A 19,900-nucleotide genomic window follows, 5' to 3' on the forward strand; every position below is an offset into this window, starting at 1 on the left:
ACGCGGGGAGCACGTCAACCAGGGGGACGACGCGGCGGAAACCGAGGGATCATCCCCGCTCACGCGGGGAGCACGGGAACCCCAGGAACCCACGGTATGTGGTGCCGGGATCATCCCCGCTCACGCGGGGAGCACTCAAACCGCCGTCACCAAACTAGCCGAATTCACGGATCATCCCCGCTCACGCGGGGAGCACACTTCCTGATCTGCAACTCTATCCCACTGAGGGCTGATTCCCATTCACTTTCGCCATTCCCCCTCTGCTGGAACTTCTCCTGCGGTATCGGGAAGCGTTTGACCACCCTTTCCGCAAACTGGTGGTGCGGCGCAATCCTGGTCGCAGCATAAGGGTCACACCGTCGACGTCGGTTGGCACCCAGTCGTGATCATTAGTACGGAACCCAAAACCCTGTTCTCGCTCCCGATCAGTAAACACCATCAGAGCATGCCCACGCGCGGCCTCAAGCACCAGGTCCCAAACATGATCGCGCAACTTGGGGTTCAAGCGACCCACGAACACGCCGGCGCTGACCTCCATGAGCCACCTCGTAAGGTGACCACGAAGCCCTGCCGGGCAAGAAGTCAGAATCAGGACAACCATCGAGCCTCTCCCCCATAATTCGCACCAGCCTCAACGTCACCCTTCGGGTCCCACAGGCGATGTCTATCCTCACCAGATTCGACCTCGCCCTCTAGTTCATCCTTCTCAAGGAGACCCTTGACATCCCGCACAATCCTCTCAATCAGCCGTGATTCGCGAATACGATCCCTCATCTCGCGCCTCACAAGCTGTGGCAGGTCTGCATTCTCACGCTCGATTTCACCCTTCTCTATTGAGGAAACGATCTCAAACGCCACAGGAATGGAAAACTCTGCTTTGTACAGGTCCGCGATGTCGTACACGAAGCTCAGGTCGTGACCGGTATGGACAATCCCAAGTCCCGGCGAACAGCCAATTGCCACAACCGCCGCATGCACGACACCATAGAGACAAGCGTTCGCCGCGGATAGTGCCTGGTTAATCGGGTCTCCCCCGGCAAAGTCATCCGGGTTGTAGTCCCGCTTGTCCCACTCGACAGCCGTGCGTTTCGACCAGTCCCGATACACGTTGCGAATCCGCGCACCCTCTCGTCCACGTAGCTGCTGCATAGTGAGTGCTCTGGTGTCTTCGCCTTCAAACCGCATTTCATACATTCTGCGTGCGAGGGCGAGACGGCGACGACCATTCGAAACAATGGATGCCTGCTTCAACAGCAAACGTGAAGACCTGGCCAACGGTCGACCACCTGCGTAATACCGCACCCCGCGCTCCCCAACCCAGACGATGGCGGCACCGCTATCAGCCAGTACCGTCATCGCCTGGTGGGTCACGTTGGTGCCTGGGCCCAGAAGCAGCACAAGCAAGCCGGCACTAGGGATATGCATGATCCCCTCTTCCGTCGTTGCCGTCAAAGCATTCGCATCCCGCGCGATTACAGCGTGCTCAAGATAGACGAAACTAATGCGGTCCTCCACACGAGCGAGCTCCGACGGCCTCGACGGCTCAACGCCGGATATAGATGCCATGGCTAGTCGCGCCCCCGAGCCACAGGCGCCAACGTGAGTAACCCACATCCGTACGCCTTAGCGCGGCCAACACCATTCACCAGGGCCTCTCGAAGGGCGTCTGCGGAAGTGACTTCGAGGACGCCTTGGAAGGTCGCTCTGACGATCGTCACTTGAGAGCCGCCACGCTTGAACCGTTGAGTCTCGCGCTGCACCACCACTGGATTCCACGATGACTCAGACTCGTTTGTGGAGTCTGCTGAGTAGAAGCTCGCTCCGATCTGCTCGCCTTTGCCGATTAACCACTCGAGCTGGTACTGGGCACTGACGTGGGCACGCCGTCTCTTTCTGCCATCGTCACCCGTAACAATCCCTGTTGGGTTGGCAGTGAGGCGGAACGCATACTGCTGCCCGGTCTTGATACGGCTCAGTAGCGGATCATACGACTTCGTCTCCCAGGTTCGCTCGGTCTCCCATCCCGCCTGCTCCTGGAGGTGCTCCAGGGACGGAACTCTCTCCGAAAGAATGAGCAGCGCTGGCTCTTCACGACTGCCGTCGAGCCGCCAGAGGTTGCGGTCCGGCACATTGCTCGGAGGGAAAGATGACTCGACAGCTGCATGCATCGCCTGTGCGTCATTACGGAACCGAATGGTCTGCCGCCTCCGGGGGTTCAACCTCATTCGCGTCAAGTACATCAGGCATCTCCTCCCAATAGTGCAAATGGATCGTGCTCTGCCATTTTCCTTCCCTCCGGGTTCTCCACTGTCAACCAGCCGTGCACGACATCGCGCCAAACATACTCGCGGTGGCGAGGATCAAAGCTGACGGGCACGTCATGAAGACTCTCATCGGGACTTTCCGTCGGTACCGCATCCCGAGACCAGAGAAGCCTCACCTTCTGCGGCTGGCGCTTCTTCCACCAACTACTCGCAACCCAAGGCTCATCCGCGATCGCATCCCTTACCGATCCTTCACGCACACCAAGTACAAGAGGGCGATCGGGCGGGCAACTGCGCCGACCCAGGTACAGCGGAAACACGGGTGAACGAACTGCTTCCGCCAATCCCTCGAGTAGGTCCTGATCGCCCTCGACCATTGCCAGATACTTCGCGTCACTAAGGTAGTAGCGCTGAGACAGTGGCATTGACTTACCAGTGCGCCAGTCGATCGCTGTCTGGAAATCGCGTACGAGGGCGCCCGCCTGATCTTGACGCACCCCAAACCTCAAACTCGCCAGGTCTTCAAGCGGATCGGCACGCCGCCGTCCCTGCGCCGCCGCAAGAAGCCCGATCACGCCACTCTTGCTCGGGAGCGCACGCGTTGACCTTCGTACGAAGCGACTAGCGTCACCCCAGGATTGAAGTGGTCCAGAAAGCTCGAGTACGAGCGTGCTCATCGGTCCCCCGCCAGCGTGGTCCGCACGGCCTCGATCGTGGCTTTCACGGCGTCTTCGAAGTTATCTTCGTTCACGGCACCCTCGAAGGCCGCAACAGCCTCCTCTGCATTGGGGTCTGCCACCACGACCTCACGCCTGACCGGCTTCGATCCGTAGGCGACTTCACCCGCAACCGCGAATCGCGTCAGCTCCTGAGCGGCCTGTGGCAAGACGCCACTGGTCGACCGGACCGGATTCTCAAATGCTCCCACCAGGTTCACCGGCTGGTCGTTGCGTACCTCAAGCATGACGAAGCCGGGCCTAGTCCTGTTAGCGAAAGTGTTCTGCTTGCCGGTGGGCATGGAGACCACAAAAGATCGCGTAAACGCTTCGATCGCCCTCAAAGCAGCTTCTTCTGAGCCAAGGTTCTCGGCAAGCCTCTTAACGTCGATGGTCGCGTAACGATAGAGCGTCGAGGACGTGAACTCCACGGTGCCAATCATTCCGGCACCCGCGTTGTCTTCGGGTGCGTTGTCATCAACGGCCGTGAAGTAGTCGTACTCGGTGACCGCCTCATGAACACTGATTGCGTGCGCGACCTGGCAGGCTGCATCCACGTTTAGTTCGGGAGCCTCTGCAATCATGCGACCAAACAGGGCAACATCAACGGAGTTACCATCAGTCAGGGCCTTCTGGGCTTTGCTCTTGGTGATACTCTCACCATTAATCCCGCGCAGAGCCAACTCGGCGAGCGCGTTAATCTGTCCACGAGACAGGAACACCAAGTACCCGGTGTTCTGACGTTCAGTTTGGTCTTCAGCATTCGCTTTTGGTTTGACGGTCTTAACCGTGATTTTTGTTGCAGTGAGGACACTCTTAGCCTTCTCGAGTGCGGTCTCCTCATCAACCTCTCCATTGAGGTGTTGAATCCTTTTGGCGATGCGTTCGACTACTCGCAGTGTGCGTTCGCCGAGCTCATCAAGGTTAAGGTGGTCGTTAAACTCTCGCCGGGTGGCACGCTTCCATGCCTGACTCGACACCCGTGACCGCGTCACGCCGCCGTAGACGGCGGACTTGGGAGAACCTGTGTCATCGCGGTTAATCAGCGACGGAGGGACGGTCTGCAGTACGTGTACGTCGACGAAGAGATTACTGGAATGGGTCATTTTTCCTCCTAGTTGAGAAGTGTTTTTCTGTTGTGGATTCTGAAATTGTGAGCGTTCGTCACTCGGCCGCAGGGCCGTCCTCTTCCCTCTTGGCAGTTCTACTGAGGTCGCGCGCCCACCCGAGGCGCACGCTCGTGACTGACCGAGGTTGCTGCAACCGCAACAAGTCACGGGTCAGGCGGGAGTAATCCAAGGGCACATCATTGGCCCTGAACTGCTGGACCAAACCACGCAGGTGATAAAGGACCTCTTTGATGTCGGTGGCCGTGTTGAGCGACTGGAACCTTCGCATCACCGGCTTCTCGCGGCTATCCGCATCACCCGGGTTCGCGAGCCTGCGCACCGCGGCCCCAAGGCCCACCCCAGGAACGTGCATAGGTTGACTCTTCGACTGCTGGTGGATGGAGTAGAGGACGAGGGCGGAAGCCACGGCAATCTCCTCCCGAGAAGCGCTATCTCCCCTTCCCAAGATCTCTTCGGGAGGGTCCGCGAAGGCGATGCTCATTACCTCAAGAACACCCTCGTCGGTGGCGGGGTCGAGTCTGCGGAGTTGCGCCATCGTGGCACGCGCGGAGGGAACCCCACTTTGGTAAGTGCCCTGGAGTTGCGAGACCACTTGGCCCGCGTAGCTTTGCGCATTTCGAGGGCGTGGTTCGCGATCATTTTCAGGTTTCTCAGTCATGAGCGACCTCCTGTCTGTCCTGGTTGGATGGTGTTTCTGTTCGCCTGTCCTGGTGTGCAGGACTGTCCCCGAGGGCGGTGCGGATCTGGTACTCGAACGTACGTAGCGCCGTTGCGACGGAGACCGGACGGCCCGTGACTGAGTTGATTCGCCCGGTCCACGCGCTTGGCGACACGGTTTGGAGCATGGCGTCCACCTCTTCACGAGCCATACGCCTCACGATCTCCTTCCACGTGGAGAGAAGTCCAAGACCATCGCACCCAGGAGTAATGCGTAGCAGCCACTGCCTGTAGACCTGATCTAGGTGTGCGTAGAGGTTAGCTTGAGGGTCCTCAGCGACATCGTCACCGCTTCCCCCGGAAGCCTTGTCAAGGTCGCGAGCGAAGCCACCAACTGCCCGCACCGCGGCTTCTGCGTTGGTAACCGCTGCCTGCGCTACTTGGAGAAGGTCAGCATATTTGGCCGTGTCCGCAAGCGCTGCGGCAAATCCAAGCCTGTCGGAGATGACTTCAGCGAAGCTTGCCATCTGCGCTCCGTATTCAACACCGACTGTCGTCACCTCTACTACGTACTCAGGCGGGAGAATCTCATCGTCCACCAAGTCCTTCAGCCACTTGATGTTGGCAGGAGGTAGGGCAGCTGCTGTTACGTTCCATCGCTTGGTGATCTTTTCCGGTAACTTTGCTTGGTCCCCATACGGCAGTAGAGTTCCAAGTCCTCGCCACAGGGACCTCCCGGGGGTCCAGGTCTGCGGCATGTATCTGACCGATTTGGCCTTTTGGCTCTGTGGTTGACTAAAGCGCCAGCCCGACATTAGTTCTGTCTGATGCTGGATGGTGTAGTCGAGTGCGTCTCCGTTCGAAACCAGAACGCCATCCACTACGTCATCTTTGAACTTGAGCCGAAAGCGTCGCTGGGGCCAAGTCATGAGCGCGATCGGCCCCACGGACCCTATTTCGCTTGTCTTACGCTCGCGTGGCTGCAACGGAGGTTGTTCCCATATGGGGACGTCCTTGTCATCAATTTCCGGACGATCAGCAACGTAGTTGAGTAGGAGAGTTTCACGCAGGTCAGTGCCGGTGAGCAACACTCCGCCGAGCCAGCCGCACCACCCTACGCCCATTGGGTAGCTCTTCCCATTCTTCACTCTCTCATCACCTATCACCCCTGACTTGATACCGGAGTAGTCATAGGCGTTGGCGTGGATCAGCCAGCGTGCTGCTTCAGGAAGAGTCATGGTTTCGATCTGCGACCGCATGGTGAAGAGTGGACGGTCGACATCTACATCGGCCATGATGAGGTCGACTGGCCTCCATTCGCCCTTGGCTGTCTCAAGATTGGGCACCTGCATAAACGGCTCAGTGGCATCAGTCAGATTGAAGCGTGGAGCGTGCTGGTCTAGGTACCGCTGGATTGGTTCGCTAGGGAGCGTTTCAGCGTGCCACAGTTCCTCCCAAATTTCCTTGGGGTCTTCCTCCCACCGGTTCGCGAGCCGATCCGTATCCAGTGCGCGGTAGATGATTGCGAGAAGCAATCGCGCGATGGCAAACCGGGTTGTTGCAAGTTCTCCACCTAAGTCGCGGTACTCATGAGCATTGAGCAGTGCTTCGCGAATAGATACTTCCCGTGGGCTCCCTTCTTTGTCTATGACGGGAATCCACGCCTCATCGATGAGGTTGAACTCCCTGGTTTGATCATTCTCTTCAGTCATGCCAACTCCTTTCCTTCAACTACCAATCCGACTTCCTCGTCGTAGCGCAGTCGCTGGCCTCCAATGACCGCGCGCAGTTCTTCGTCGAGCACTAGCGGCAGGACCCCCTTCAGCCAGTACGACCGCTGCCACCCCTCAAACCCGCAGTTCTCGAGGTCATCGAGAGTGCGGTCCAGCCCTGAGCCTCTCATCAACCACGATGGAAGCGAGACCGTGCACTTCGCGACCTCACGCGCGACCCTCTCATCGACCCCTGTCATTGAGTCCACAGCAACGTCTCGAAACTCTGGGGCGAGCCATGGAAGCGGATAGACATTCCCGTCCCTCTGTTGCACGAGGACGACCTCGACCGATAGCTCAGCATCACGCACCTGCGCAGCTCCCCGCTCTTCGGAGGCCTCGTCGTATCCGGCGGCGCTCCAGGCAGCGATATGTCCGGTTCCAGGTGCCGCGATCGAGAAGGCCGCACTCCGTTTCTTCTGGTCGGAGTCTTTGGCCGCGCGTTTCTCTTCAGCCTGCTCGAAGACCTCCTGCCAGGCGGGGGGAACATCGCTTTCCTCTTCGTACGTGGCACGGATTAGGTTCGCAACATCCTGGGGGATGGAGACCACCTGCTCTCCCCTCTCGGCAAACAGCGCGCGCAGGACTGCAGCTGAGCGGAGTAAAAGAGAGTCCCCATATACGCTACGCACGCCCTTCTCAAACTTCGGCGCTTCTTCGCCGTGAAGGATGCCGCTCCCACCGGTCAAGACGATCTGTGCCTCACCCATGTTCGCGGGGCGCTGACTTGAGGCTCGAGCGTGACGATGGACTCGGCCTATGCGCTGTAGCAAGAGATCAGTGGGTGCAAAATCTGTGAACATCATGTCGAAGTCGACATCCAGCGAAGCTTCGATAACTTGTGTGGCGACCACAATCATTGCTTTGGGACGGTCGCTCGCGTCCTTGCCAAGTCTGCGCACCAGCTCCTTTTCGCGGATGCCTCTCGACTCTGCAGTGAAGCGGGAATGGAACAACTCGACCTCGCATCCACTTCGCAGCGCCAACTCCTCGAAGGTTCTCTGTGCTCTGTCAACGGTGTCGAGGACGACTGCAATGCAGCCGCCACGGCCTGCCGCCCGGATAACTGCGTCCACACGGTCATCCTCATCGACCTCTGAGATCCGGTAGGTCGTCACGCGCCCCGATTGCTCAGGAGCAACCTGCGCCAGGCGAGTGGCCCCAATCGCCGTGAGCAGAGGATACTGCGGTGCTTTGGCTGCGCCCACGATCTGCGCAGTCGACTGTTCGTCGGTGGGGCGCTGACCCATTCGGGTTCTTGCGCCACGCCGATAGGAGGCAAGCAGTGCTTGACGCTGCATCGGCGGCAGTGTTGCTGAGAGTGCCACCACTGGGACTCCATAGGCACCAAGCCATTCCAGGGTGCGATGCAGGTAGGTCTGCATAAAGGTATCAGCAGCGTGAACCTCATCAATGACCACTACCTTTGAGCCGAACCCGAGATGGCGCAGCGTGAGGTGCTTCGACTTGAGTGCGGTGAAGAGCAGTTGGTCGACGGTGCCGACCACAAAGTTTGAGAACACGTTCTTCTTGCGGCCTTGAAACCACTGGTTGGCTGTCACGCTGGCATTGCCAGGATCATGAACACCGCGTGGGCTTCCGTCCTCGTCAAACATCTGCGCCCGGTATCCCGCTCGCCGAAGTTCTTGGAAGTCCTCATCGAACTCAGCCTTGCCATGGGCTAGCGTTGCGGTGGCGGATCCACCCTCGGGAATCGTGCGCTTCAGCCAGGTCAGAACCCTTCCGAACATTGCGTTGGTGGTCGCCCTCGTTGGCAGCACTACTAGTAGACCGTTCATTCCAAACTGCTGAGCCATCGCTTCTGCGCACGACAGACCGATCTCAGTCTTTCCTTCCCCCGTCGGGGCTTCGACGAGCACCAGGGATGGCTCGCGTAGATCATTCACGACCCTTAGTGCATCCGTCTGTACGGGATGAGGTGTAGCAATCGCAAAACGATCTTCGTAGTAGTCGGAATAGTCAGCGACAAGTGCTGGAGCCCAACCCTCTCCAAAGTTCAAAGTCTGTACTGCTCGCTGGGCGCTCACCAGCGGTGAGTAGCCCGGCTCCGCCCCCAGTGGCGACGTAGGGAAGAATCTGGTGTCTGAGGCAATCCAATCGCACACAATAAGAAACCCGCCAAGTAGGGCCTGGACTGGTTCGGTGATCCTGGCAGCAAGGATCTGCACCCAATCGTCCTCGTCGAGCTCAGCCAGCTGATCCGCTCGTTGCAGCAGCGCTTTGCGGACCGGCGACCACTGGGGCGGCTCCCATAAGTCAAAAGCAGGGGGAATTACCGTCTGCTGCGGAAAGACACCGTGGTGTCCTCCGACAATCTCCGCAAGAGCTCGAATCTTCGTCCGATTGCTGCGAGACTCTTCAACCCAGGGGGCAAGATACTGCACAATTGCCCGCTGCCCAGCGAGACCGTGCGGGTAAGATCGACGCTCTTGTGGGCTAGGATCATTAGGGAACTCAAACCCAGCTTCTTCCATTCGAGTGCGAAGTGGGTCCACCTGCATAGCGAAGGCCGATGTGGCTTTACCAGTATCGTGAACTGCCCCAAGCCACACCGCTAGCTTGCGGGCACGTTCCTCCGACCCGAACGTCTCGGCAAGAAGTGTACGTTGAGACTCCGAAAGAAACTGTGGGAACAACAGGTCTGCCACCGCTGCGGCGTCCTGCAGGTGAGCCCAGAGCGGGTACCAGTCATCGGTCAAACGATCCGATTTCGCCCACGCCGCGCGCACTAAGCGATCCTGGGGAGCCGCCTGTTCCTTCATTTCAATGAACCTCTTCGTTCAGTTGGCTGGCGTAGCAACACGCCAACTTTTTAAGCGTAAACCTATTTCCTGTAACCGTCCGAAAAACCAAAGCCGGCTGCTGACTAGGAGAGTACACGTGGTACTCAGAATCTGCAACTTACTAAGATATGTAAGCGACCAAATCAACGACAGCGGATTTGCCAGAGTCCAGAAGCTAGACTCTCGAGTATGCCGACCTCCGGTCGGGATGATCCGTTACTCAGATACGGAAGATACAGAAGAAAGCTGCTCCCCGCGTGAGCGGGGCTTGTCCTCAACATTGTGAATCATGGTTCCGACAATTACGGTTTCCAGTTGAGGTCCCAGGACCGGAGGTTGGCACTTCGCGGTCCCCAGACTCTCAAGAAACTCGGGGCGGAGCCAAGGGGTCCTAGGAGTTAGCGCGGCGGGGAAAGACTCGCCCGATAGAGATCAAGGGACAGTGTGCGTGATGGCTGCGAAGCAGAAACTGACGAGAGTGAACTGGATCTACGACGAGATCGTCCTGGTAGCGGACGTCCTGAGCCGTAACAACTGGAAGTACATCGAGCCCACCAGCGAAGCGGCTCTACAGCTTTCGACTCTCCTTCGGGATGGGATCCTGCACGGCGATCGCGTCAATCACCCAAGTGAGCTGCCGGACAGCTTCCGCAACACCAGCTCCATTGCATTGAAGTCCTCCAATATCATTACCTCACTGCCTACATACGAAGGTAAAGGAACACACGGAAACCGTCTTGACGCTGTGGTTGCACAAGAGTTCCTGGACGATGAGGACGCAATGCGCGAGTATGCCGCCCAGGTGCGAGCGGCCCTATTGAATAAACGGGAACGTCGCGCTCTAGAAAGTCCGATTGCCACAGCTCCTGGCGCCTCCAGCTACCCTGGTGGTAAGAACCGCACCCCACCCGAAAGGCCCCACAACATGATCGTCGCATTCTCGGTCGCCCCGTCAGGAACCGGCCGCAAGGACGCCTCCGTCCACGACGCCGTCGCAGCAGCCGTGCAGGTGGTCCGGGATTCGGGCCTGCTCAACCGCACCACCAGCATGTTCACAGAGCTGGAGGGCACCTGGGACGAAGTCTTCGCCGTCGTCAAGGCCGCCACCGAAGCCGTAGAACCGTTTGGCAGCCGCGTTTCCCTGGTCCTCAAAGCTGACATCCGCCCCGGGTACGAGGGCGAAATCGACAACAAGATCGAACGCCTCGAGACTGCGCTCATCGACCGGGAGGACTAGACCGCCAACCGGTAGCTCTCCGGGTTGCCCCAGATCTACTGCCGCGCCGCCTTCGTCCGCTTCGCTGCCGCCCACTGCGCGAACACACTGGCCGCAGTCGGTGCGTACCGTTGCCACACGGCCTCGGCTGAACGCAGGTCCACCTTCCCGGTGTAGATCGCTTCGCAGAACCGGGTCCACCCCTCACCCGTCGCCGCCGTCAGCGCGGAGGCCACTGCCGCGTCAATGACGCTGCCCGCCCCGGGGATGAACTTGACCAGACTCGCCGCAAGCGCCCTCCCCGTCATCTGGGTCGCCAGTTGCGCGAGGGCGGATACGGAAAACACCGACCTGAGTTCGAGGTTGTAAACCACCGCAACCCGCCCCATCATCGCCAACTGGATGGGTGCTAGGACCGCGGCCGTCGCGATGGGAATGGGAACCGCGGCCGCAGCTGCAGCACTCGCTGTAGCGGCTGTGACATCGCGCCGCGCCATGTCCCTTTTCCACCCCAGGTTGAGCGTTTGGACGATGCGAAAGGCATCCTTCTCGCTTGCGGGCGAAAGCTCCAGCGTTCTTTCTACGAGATCACTGAGGCCGTACCCCACGCCCTTCCCCTTGCTGTTCACGGCGGAGGTCAGGACGACTCCCCGATTGTGTATGGTGATGGGTCTTCCGACCTCGTCCCGCGGATTCTCAATCCACTGCTTCAGTGTTTCTGCAGCGTACGAGGGCGCCATCTTGCCGGTCACCGGGTTGCGGTCCCAATCGACTTTGGTGAGGACGATGATGACGGGCAGGCCCGCGGCCTCCAGTTCGTTGATCATCGCGATGTCGGTACGGGTGAGCCTTCCGGCGCTCGAGAGGACGCAGTACCAAACAACTGAGATCTGCTCGTCAGCGGGGCGTTCAGCGATTTTCCGCAGGTTTTCCCGGAGCAGTTGGGGCGCGCCGCCACCGATTTCGAACCCTTCGAAGTCCCAGATTCCGAGGGCGCCCTCGTGATAATAGTTCACTCCTCGCGTCACCGGTAGGCCAACTCCGACCCTCGCCCGGGCCTCCCCAAACACTGCGTTGACCAGGGAGGATTTCCCCACTCCGGTCTCACCCACAATCCCCAGGTTGAAGCGTCCAAAGCGCCGCCGGTTCTCCGTTGCGGCATCCGCAAAAGCTGCCGTGGCGAACTGCGGCATACCCGTTGACTGCCTGTTGCGTTTCACCACTACTCCGCTCACTCGTGGGGCCCCAATGCCACCAGTATCAAGTCTACGGCGCCCCATCGGGGGTTGCGCGGCCACTTGTACGACGCGGCGACCCTCACGTGGCATTACAACTAACCTTGTGACACGCGGCGACGCGCTGAACAGGGGCGAGCTGAACTCAACTCGGGAGGAAATGATGGCAAAGAAAGCACCTGCAATGGTTCCCTCCAACATGTCTGTCGAGGACGTGGCCGACCGGGCCAGCGGTCCCAGACGCGCCGAGGTCGACGAGTTGATAGCCCTGCACCAACAGATCACCGGAGAAGAGCCCCGGGTTTGGGCTGGCCGCATCATTGGCTTCGGTGAGTACGAATACCGCTACCCCAGCGGTCATGGCGGCACCGCTCCCCTGCTGGCATTCGCGCCCGGGCCCAGCAACCACACCATCTACCTAGTCAGCGGGTTCGCAGAGCGGTGGCCGGAGCTCCTTGCCGCCCTCGGCCCCCACAGGGCGAGCAAAGCCTGCCTGTACATCACGCGTCTCGAAAAAGTCGATCGGGAGGTTTTGCGGGAGCTCCTAGAGCAGTCGCTGCGGGTGACAATGCAGGAAGCGGGACGCCCTTAAACGGGGAACGCCGTGGCCACAACAACGTGCAGCCACGGCGCTCCGCCCTCGTACTTACTTGTCTGGCGTCTCCCAGATTGAGCGCAGACGGTGAATCTTCAACGAGTCAACTTGGATCGGACCCGACTCGCTAGAGATCTCCAGGGAGCGCGGCCCATCGAGGGGGAAACTGAAAGAGGTCACGGCCTCGACTCCCCCATCCACGAACACCTCAATCGAACCGTTGTCGACAAAAATCCGCAGGTTCAGCTTGCGTCCACCACGGTACGGCGCGGCGCGGTAGCCACGGTCACAATGGCCGGCGAGGCGCCTGTCGATGAAGACACGCTGGGCGAGGTCGTCGTACCCGACAAAGGTGTGGGCGCCAGACTCGGTCTTGTGGATCAGCAGACCAACGCGTTCCGAAGTGGTTTGTTCGAGGTCGACCTGCAGTTCAATCTCCATGGGCCCCGCGTCCTCGACGAGAATCTGGGTGGTGTTGGTCGGGACGACGAAGGAACCCAAGTCCTCGGTACTGACCCGCAGCGACTCAAGTTCAGCGATTGGCTTGGTGTTCCAGGTCAGGTCCTCATTCAGTGACACCTCGCGTGGAACGGTTAGCTGGCCGCTCCATCCGTCCTCGTTCTGGGAAACGATGGGAAGCGTGAAGGCGCCCATCCACCCGAACAGAATCCGCCGCCCATCGGGGGCCTCAAAAGACTGCGGGGCGTAGAAGTTGTGCCCCCAGTCCCCGGGGCGGTAGTTGGTGAGGGGCTCAAAGTCCTCCCCCGGCGCCCAGTTCCCAACGACGTAGCCGGCGTTGTGGCCGTTGCGGGAACCATAACCAACGGGGTCGGGCCCCATCGGCCCGTACATGAGGATCCACTTGTCACCGACGGGGAAGAGGTCGGGGCACTCCAGCATGAAGACCTTGGGATCGGGATCCTGGAAAAGGATCCTGTCAAAACTCCATTTCTCCATGTCATCGGAGGCGTATAGCCACACCTGACCACGATTCTCCGCAGAACAGGCACCAAAGACCATGTACCAGGTCTCACCCATCTTCCACACCTTAGGGTCGCGGAAGTGCAGCAGACCCTCCGGCGAGTCAACGATCATCTTCTTGTCGTCAAAGGTGATGCCGTCTTTGGAGGTGGCCATCATCTGGACTTGAAGGTTGCCCTCGTCCTCGTTCACACCGTTGCGCCAGCGGTGGCCGGTGTAATAGGTGTAGAGCTTGTCGTCATTGACGACGGCGGAGCCGGAGAAGACGCCGTCCTTATCCTCTTCGACCGAGGGCGCAAACGCGATCGGTTCGCGGCGCCACGTCACCAAGTCGGAAGAGGAGACATGACCCCAGTGCATCGGCCCCCAAACCGGTGAGTACGGGTTGTGCTGGAAGTACACCTGGTAGCGGTCGTTGAAGAATGACAGGCCGTTGGGGTCATTCATCCACCCGGCGAGGGGTGCGATGTGGAAGTTCGGGTACCAGCGGTCCTTCCTGTTCTCAAGTAGCTCGTGAACTGCGGCCTCGGCTTTTTCGATCTGTTCTTTCATGGCGTTTCCCTTCTTCGTTGAGTGGAGTTAGTTGACTGCGATCGTGACGGGGTCGGTCTTGGCGCCATCCCGAATGAACGGGTCGCCGAGGACGTCTTTGTCATCCGGTTTGAGGACGAAGAAGGCGTACACGCCTGCAACGGCAACGATTGCGGAGATGACAAAGAAGGTGGGCTGGTAGCCAATGGAGTCACGTAACGCACCCATGGGCGGGGAGAGGATTACAGAGCCGATCTGCGAGGCGATTTGGAAGCCAACCATGTAGAGGGTCGCGGACAGCAGCGGGTTGAAGTGCAAGGTGAAGTAGCGGAAGATCGGCAGGATGAACAGCGGGACCTCGATGGCGTGGAGCATCTTGACGCCGGAGACGATGACCGGGTCCGTGAACACCGCGCAACCCAGGATGCGCAGCGCCATGACGGTTACACCCATCATCAGGGAGGTCTTGACGCCAACTTTGCGCATGAGGATGGGGATCAGACCCATCATGATCGCTTCAGCGAAGACCTGCACGGAGTTGAGGATGCCGTAGACCTGCTCGCCGCGGGCCTTGCTTTCGAAGAGGCCGGTGTAGAAGTCGGGGAACATCTGCTGGTCAAAGAGGTTGTAGAACGTCCACGACCCGATGACGAAGAGGATCACTGCCCACAGTGTCGGCATCTTCAGCAGGCCGAGCATTTCCCGGATGCCAGGAACGGAGGGGGCTTCTTCGATGCCATCCACAACGTGGACGGGTTCCTTCACCTTCCACAGCAGTTGGACGAGAAGCAGCGCCAAACCGAATGCGGAACCAACCCAGAAGTTGAGGGCAGGGTTCACCACGAAGAGGAATCCTGCAACGAGAGCGACGAGGGCGTAGCCGAACGAACCCCACATGCGGGCTTGGCCGTACTCGAAGTTGTGCAGGCGGCTCATGCGTTCTGCAATGGCTTCCATGAGGCCCGCGCCTGCCATAAACCCGGCGGAGAGGACGATCGCACCGACGATGGTACCGAGCCAGAAGTTGGACTCAAGGAGAGGGCGGTACACGAAGTTGACGAAGGGGCCGATGCAAGTGGCGATCACTCCGAGGAGGATTGCCAGGTGGCGCTTAGTTCCTAGGCGGTCCTGCATGGTCCCGTAGAAGAACATGATGACCAGGGTTGCGGCCGAGTTAATGGAGTAGATCGTGCCGACCTGGCCGCCGTCGAAACCTAGGCCGCCTTCGGCTGCGGGTTTGGTGAGCCAGAGCTGGAAGAAGGACCACCAGATCCCCCACGATGCGAAAAACAGCAGAATCGCTACCGAGTTCTGCAGGTAGGACCTGTTCTTGAGGTTGGACGCTATCTGGGCCATCTTTGCCCCTCTCCTTGTTGAGGTGTCTCTTCTAACGCCTATGTTGTGAAAGCCCGCAACCCCTGGATCCGAAAGCCCGACTGAAGGATCAAGGATTCAGAAGTTATTTGCTAAATCGTTTTTGCGCTTTCAGAATGGCGCTCGGAGCCCCGTTCCAACAGCTTCTCAACATGCATTTGTGTGCAGTAGGTCACACTCGTGTGCTACGAGCGGCTCTCGCGACCTCGGGAGGCCCTTTGGTCCTATGCGGTTCACCGTTGCGGGGCTTGAGGTCACGTCTTGCGCCTCGGTCTCACGCCACCTTTCGCAAATTTGCTACTTCTGGAACGGCAAACGAGCCAAAAACCACCACAAGTACCCTCAAGACCGCCTGTGTCAAGCTGCCTGTGAGCCTGGGTTGGGAAATGGGAAGCGATGACTGCTACGCCGTACGGTGCCGGTTACGCCTTACGGAGCGAGTAATGCCTAACGGAGCGAGTTTGGTCCCATTTTCCTTGGAATCACAGTGTTATGCACGCCAAACCCGCTCCGTTAGGCATAACTCGCTCCCTTATGACACGGGTAGCGCCGGTACCAACCTCAACAACAAGCCAACAACAACCCACCGACTCCAAAGAGCCTGGCAACCCGCGCTTGCAGGCAGCCGCCCCACCCCCAAGCACGAAATGTATACGTTGGGGCGCAAGGTGGGTCGCGGGTATCGACCCCAAGCATGTATTTGATCCCAACGTGAACATTTCACGGCGGGAGCGATGAAGAGACGGCTGGAGCTGCGGCGGGGGCGGTGGTAGAGCGAGTGCGGTGGCGATCGCGCGCTACGGCTCCACACGCCTCGTGCGCATAGGATGTTGTCCCAAGTAGGCGTTTTACCGAGAGGCGGGCAAAGCAATGAAGAAGCGCGTCACCCTTGCCCAGGTTGCAAAACGTTCCGGCTACTCACCAACCACTGTCTCCCTTGTCCTTGCGGACCGCCCCGGCACGCGCATTGCCGAAGCTACCGCCGAGAAGATCCGCGCGACCGCTGCCGAGATGGGGTACTCAGCAGACCCTAGGGCACGATCGTTACGTACGGGGCGCAGTGAAACTCTGGGCTTCATCTCGGATGAGGTCACCATCACCAGGTACGCCTCCGCCATGATCGCCGGCGCGGTCAATCAAGCTCAGGCAGACGGGCGCGTCGTCCTCATCAGTGAATCGGCAGGCCACGCCGAAAGTCGAGACGAAGCCCTCGCCGACCTGCTCAACCGGCGGGTCGATGGCCTACTTGTCGGCTTGATGGCAGCGCGCCGTATCGAGCTTCCACCCTCGGCCAAGTCTGTTCCCGCCATCATCGTCAATGGATCAAGTGACGGACTAGCGTCCGTACTTCCCGACGAGTTCGCGGCCGGCCGCGACGCCGCCCAATACCTTATTGACCACGGCCACACCCGTATCGGGTTGATTGGCCGCCATGAGGACCTTCTGGATCCGACCCGGTCGGTGTCTATTGGGCGCCGCTTCGCCGGCCTCGACGACGCGATGGCGCAAGCCGGCCTCTCTTTCGTAGCCGAACAGCATGTCCGCTACTGGGACCCTGCTCCCGGCAGGATCGCAGCCCTAGAACTGCTGCGCACGACCGAACTAACCGCGGTGGTGACCGCAAATGATCGCCTTGCCTTTGGTGTCTACCAGGCCGCAACTGAGCTGGGCTTGAGTGTCCCGAAAGACCTTTCGATCATGTCCTTTGACGACGAACAGTTGGCGGAGTACCTGGATCTCACCACAATGCGCCTCCCGTATGAAGAGATGGGACGGTTCGCCGCCAACTGGGTCGGCGAGCAGGTGTCGGCGCGGCACAAAGCCTCAGAACCCAACGACGAGGACGAAGGCGAGGGCGAGGGCGAGCCCGGAGCCAACCCCGTCGGCGATGGCCGTGCCAGCGCCAAAGCTAACCCCGAGGCCGACCCCGAGTTCCTCATCCCCATGCCCCTCGTCGAGCGCGGCTCTGTCGCAGACCTACGCCCCCGGTAGAACGGGGCTCCATCGCAGACCCACGCCCCCGGTAGCCCCTGCGGGCCGCTACCGCTGCTCCCCGTCTGCTTGCCTGGAGAGAGACAGCAACAAATCTGACTTCTCCCGCCAGTCCACCAGCATCATCCTGCGGGTCGAGGTAAGCAGCTGGGGATCCCCCAGCGCCAGCCTGTGAGTGGTGTTTAGCGCCGTATCGTAGTACTTCAGCATCGTCACTGCACGGGCGGGCAGGTCCGCTCTGGTTCCAAATGCTTCCTTCATTGCATTGATGGTGCGGCCCTTGACACTGCGGTCAAACCATTCATTGTTCCGACCACTGATCCAACACACGGTTGCGGCAGTATTGGCATCGTTTGCACCCCTGAGAATGCTAGCCGGGTTACTTGCCGCAACCAGAGTGAGCGTGCGCAGGCTTGCCGTGACCATCTCCGGGTCTTGGAAAAAGTCGCCTGCCACGTCGGTAATCATTTGTGCGACTGCCTTCACCCGCTCGACAATGTCATCACTAACCAGCTCCAGCGCAACGTCTTCCCCGCTGGGCAAAGGCTCCACACCGAGGCTCTCAAAGGCTTCCACGCCCCCAACCTCGACAGCCATACCTTCGCGAGTGCGCAGTGCCAGCTCTTCATACGTTGGCTCAGGAAACCCGGAGGCAGCTTGTCCAGCCACCTCGAACCCCTCCGGCCACATCTCAGACACAAGCCGCATCCGCTGGCCCCTCTCAGATTGAGCATTGGCGTCCCGGGCGATTGCACTGAGATACTGAGGCGCTGCCTCCTCCAGGGCATGCTGGGTGTGCTCGGTGAAGTCTGGTGGCACACCAAGCTCCCCGTGGGCAAAGTCGATGAATCTTGACATGGTCGCCGGGATCCCCACCATATCTTCGAATGGATAAAGGACCTTGCGAGGGATGAGCTCCAAGAGCATCCTCTGAACCAACACGTTGCTCCACTGCCTGGGGTCACCCGTACCGTAGTTACATGCGAAGTCGATAAGTAAGGAGACATGCATGCTCGCACTCTCAGCATCAAGGCCAGCAGCGTGAGGGGAATCTAGGAACGTCTGCTCCAGCGCATCCCTTCGCTCATCGTCCCACTCATCCAATTCAAAACTCCTGCCACCAGTCGGCATGAGCCTCAACTGCCATTCCAAGAGCGGCTGCATGGCCGGCCACGTATCGGTTTCAACGGGGGGAAACATGCGTCCGGCATGTTCAACGGCAGAGTCTAAACGCGCGCGGGCATCCGCCAAACTCAACTCAACGATCCTCGGACGCAACCCTGCCGGGATCGCCATGGCGTGGACCCGAGCCCTGATCTGCTCAATGTCGTCCTCCAAAGGGTACGCATCTTCAAGAAAGGGAATGCCCATCAGATCCAGGCCCGCCATGATCGAAAAATGCCCCCGAGGCCCCCGCACCTCAACCACGATCGTCTCTTCAGTATCCACCGGACTGCGTAGCGACACTGCCTTCACGGGTCGCAGCCGCGCGATTTCAGCCAGCCACGCGGGCAGCACTTCCGCTCTGGGCTTCACGACCCGATGGATGCGCCTCTTCAGCAGATCATCACCCAGCATTTCGGCCCACACCAGGAGCAGCGCGTCCGTCTCAGGTTCCGCAACCTCAATCATCGAGTTCGCCAGATCTCTAACCCTGACGTTCGGCTCTTCCCCAGACTCCGCCATTTCCGAGATCATGGCAGCCGAGTAGAGCAGGTGCATTGGCGTGTCTGCGTCGAGGTCGCGACGCAAGTTGCGTACGAGGTCGAGTTCGTCGAAAGTGTCGTCTGTCATACCTCACAGCCTACTTGCCACCTCCGACATCTGGGGTTCACGCTGAGGGAAAGACCAGCGTTGCCCGCGTGACGGCCCCGCCCCCTCGGCTGGCCACCGGAGCATCAACTTCGAGCCGCCCCTCCAAGTTCGCGCCCAAAACCTCCAGGGAGGTCAGCACCTCGGCCAAGTCCGCGTCCTCCGTCACCAACCGGTCACGCACCAGGTGCCGCACCGCCAGACCCCGCCACTTCTTCGCCATGTGGCTGACAACTTTGCGCTCTCCGCCGCTCTCCCTCACAACCCCCAACTCCACGACGCTGGCGGACTTCGCAGGACACGCTGCCCGGTAGGGACCTGAGCGGACATCAAACACCACTTCACCGGCCAAGTCCCCCACCGCAGCCTCAAGCCGAGGACGCCACCACGTCGCCAGCGGCCCCAACGGCGGTAGGTTCACCCCCATTGCCAGCCGGTGACCCGGAATAAAGTCCCCGGGACGAACAAACCCAAACAGGCCCGAAGAGACCAGCGTGACACTGTTGAGTTTTCGCGCCTGCGTATCAGTCAGAGAACCCACATCCAACGCCTCAAAAAGCACTCCCGTATAGAGGTCGAGGGCGGGCGCGCAGCCGTCCTCGAACAACCGGAGATTCGCATCAGCATCGGCGGCAGATTTGGCGCCCAGCTTAAGGACCCGCGCAGCGTCCTCCCCCGCTCCCAACTCTTGAAGCGCCGCGATCACGGCGGACCGAGCGCCCGCCAACTCGGGAAACACCAGCGTACCCAACTCGAGCCGCGGACCTACCGTCGCCGCCGCCTTACTTTCAGAGGGCGGAAGCCATATCTGCATGCCAGGT

16 protein-coding genes and 1 CRISPR repeat array (1 of these 17 running past the window's edge) are annotated in these 19,900 nt (G+C 59.8%); of the genes, 3 read left to right on the plus strand and 13 right to left on the minus strand.

Annotated features, from left to right (window positions below; all coding sequences use genetic code 11):
- Window positions 1-196: direct repeats of the CRISPR family, unit length 28 nt; unit sequence GGATCATCCCCGCTCACGCGGGGAGCAC (it extends 11,611 nt beyond the left edge of the window).
- Window positions 197-214: 18 nt separating this feature from the next.
- The 8 genes from cas2e to cas3 are packed head-to-tail and all read right to left on the minus strand — an operon-like array spanning window position 215 to window position 9,322.
- The gene (gene cas2e / locus IDL90_RS02820) at window positions 215-601 is read right to left on the minus strand and encodes a type I-E CRISPR-associated endoribonuclease Cas2e (RefSeq protein WP_187994247.1); all 387 of its coding nucleotides are present in this window, start codon (window positions 599-601) and stop codon (window positions 215-217) included.
- Window positions 589-1,566: a type I-E CRISPR-associated endonuclease Cas1e gene (gene cas1e / locus IDL90_RS02825; protein WP_187994248.1), complete on the minus strand. Its 978-nt coding sequence runs from the start codon at window positions 1,564-1,566 to the stop codon at window positions 589-591. The genes cas2e and cas1e overlap by 13 nt, the downstream gene beginning before the upstream one ends.
- Before the next feature lie 2 nt (window positions 1,567-1,568).
- Window positions 1,569-2,240 (minus strand): type I-E CRISPR-associated protein Cas6/Cse3/CasE, encoded by a 672-nt coding sequence (gene cas6e, locus IDL90_RS02830; RefSeq protein WP_187994249.1) that lies wholly within the window; start codon window positions 2,238-2,240, stop codon window positions 1,569-1,571.
- Window positions 2,240-2,941: a type I-E CRISPR-associated protein Cas5/CasD gene (cas5e, locus tag IDL90_RS02835; RefSeq protein ID WP_187994250.1), complete on the minus strand. Its 702-nt coding sequence runs from the start codon at window positions 2,939-2,941 to the stop codon at window positions 2,240-2,242. The genes cas6e and cas5e overlap by 1 nt, the downstream gene beginning before the upstream one ends.
- A complete protein-coding gene (gene cas7e, locus IDL90_RS02840) occupies window positions 2,938-4,086 on the minus strand; it encodes a type I-E CRISPR-associated protein Cas7/Cse4/CasC (RefSeq protein WP_187994251.1) in 1,149 nt (382 codons plus the stop codon). The genes cas5e and cas7e overlap by 4 nt, the downstream gene beginning before the upstream one ends.
- A 58-nt stretch (window positions 4,087-4,144) precedes the next feature.
- On the minus strand, window positions 4,145-4,768 hold the full coding sequence (casB, locus tag IDL90_RS02845) for a type I-E CRISPR-associated protein Cse2/CasB (protein ID WP_187994252.1): 624 nt from the start codon (window positions 4,766-4,768) through the stop codon (window positions 4,145-4,147).
- Window positions 4,761-6,479 carry a type I-E CRISPR-associated protein Cse1/CasA gene (casA, locus tag IDL90_RS02850; RefSeq protein WP_187994253.1) on the minus strand — a complete coding sequence of 573 codons (1,719 nt, stop codon included), beginning with the start codon at window positions 6,477-6,479 and terminating at the stop codon, window positions 4,761-4,763. Before casA ends, casB begins: the two co-directional genes overlap by 8 nt.
- Entirely contained in the window at window positions 6,476-9,322 is a 2,847-nt protein-coding gene (gene cas3 / locus IDL90_RS02855) for a CRISPR-associated helicase Cas3' (RefSeq protein ID WP_187994254.1), read from the minus strand. The genes casA and cas3 overlap by 4 nt, the downstream gene beginning before the upstream one ends.
- Before the next feature lie 946 nt (window positions 9,323-10,268).
- Between cas3 and IDL90_RS02860 the strand changes: the two genes are divergently transcribed.
- Window positions 10,269-10,580, plus strand: a complete 312-nt coding sequence (locus tag IDL90_RS02860; RefSeq protein ID WP_187994320.1) for a thiamine-binding protein — start codon at window positions 10,269-10,271, stop codon at window positions 10,578-10,580.
- Window positions 10,581-10,615: 35 nt separating this feature from the next.
- Here IDL90_RS02860 and IDL90_RS02865 read toward each other — a convergent pair whose 3' ends face one another.
- Window positions 10,616-11,779, minus strand: coding sequence for a GTPase family protein (locus tag IDL90_RS02865; RefSeq protein WP_223175116.1), 1,164 nt, complete (start codon window positions 11,777-11,779; stop codon window positions 10,616-10,618).
- A gap of 178 nt (window positions 11,780-11,957) precedes the next feature.
- Here IDL90_RS02865 and IDL90_RS02870 point away from each other — a divergent pair, with 178 nt between their 5' ends.
- Complete coding sequence (locus IDL90_RS02870; RefSeq protein WP_187994255.1) at window positions 11,958-12,386, plus strand: DUF1801 domain-containing protein; 429 nt, start codon at window positions 11,958-11,960, stop codon at window positions 12,384-12,386.
- A 54-nt stretch (window positions 12,387-12,440) separates the two neighbouring features.
- On the opposite strand, the gene IDL90_RS02875 is transcribed toward IDL90_RS02870, so the two are convergent.
- Together IDL90_RS02875 and IDL90_RS02880 are read right to left on the minus strand one after the other, a co-directional pair.
- Window positions 12,441-13,922, minus strand: a complete 1,482-nt coding sequence (locus tag IDL90_RS02875) for a glycoside hydrolase family 32 protein (protein WP_187994256.1) — start codon at window positions 13,920-13,922, stop codon at window positions 12,441-12,443.
- Between the two features lie 27 nt (window positions 13,923-13,949).
- Window positions 13,950-15,257, minus strand: coding sequence for an MFS transporter (locus IDL90_RS02880; RefSeq protein WP_187994257.1), 1,308 nt, complete (start codon window positions 15,255-15,257; stop codon window positions 13,950-13,952).
- Window positions 15,258-16,145: 888 nt separating this feature from the next.
- On the opposite strand from IDL90_RS02880, the gene IDL90_RS02885 reads away from it, so the two are divergent.
- The gene (locus IDL90_RS02885) at window positions 16,146-17,267 is read left to right on the plus strand and encodes a LacI family DNA-binding transcriptional regulator (RefSeq protein ID WP_187994258.1); all 1,122 of its coding nucleotides are present in this window, start codon (window positions 16,146-16,148) and stop codon (window positions 17,265-17,267) included.
- A gap of 48 nt (window positions 17,268-17,315) precedes the next feature.
- On the opposite strand, the gene IDL90_RS02890 is transcribed toward IDL90_RS02885, so the two are convergent.
- The gene (locus tag IDL90_RS02890; protein ID WP_187994259.1) at window positions 17,316-19,061 is read right to left on the minus strand and encodes a hypothetical protein; all 1,746 of its coding nucleotides are present in this window, start codon (window positions 19,059-19,061) and stop codon (window positions 17,316-17,318) included.
- A gap of 37 nt (window positions 19,062-19,098) precedes the next feature.
- Window positions 19,099-19,893, minus strand: a complete 795-nt coding sequence (locus IDL90_RS02895; RefSeq protein ID WP_187994260.1) for a YaaA family protein — start codon at window positions 19,891-19,893, stop codon at window positions 19,099-19,101.
- Between the last annotated feature and the right edge of the window lie 7 nt (window positions 19,894-19,900).

Source organism: Schaalia sp. JY-X159 (assembly GCF_014525425.1).
GTDB lineage: Bacteria > Actinomycetota > Actinomycetes > Actinomycetales > Actinomycetaceae > Scrofimicrobium.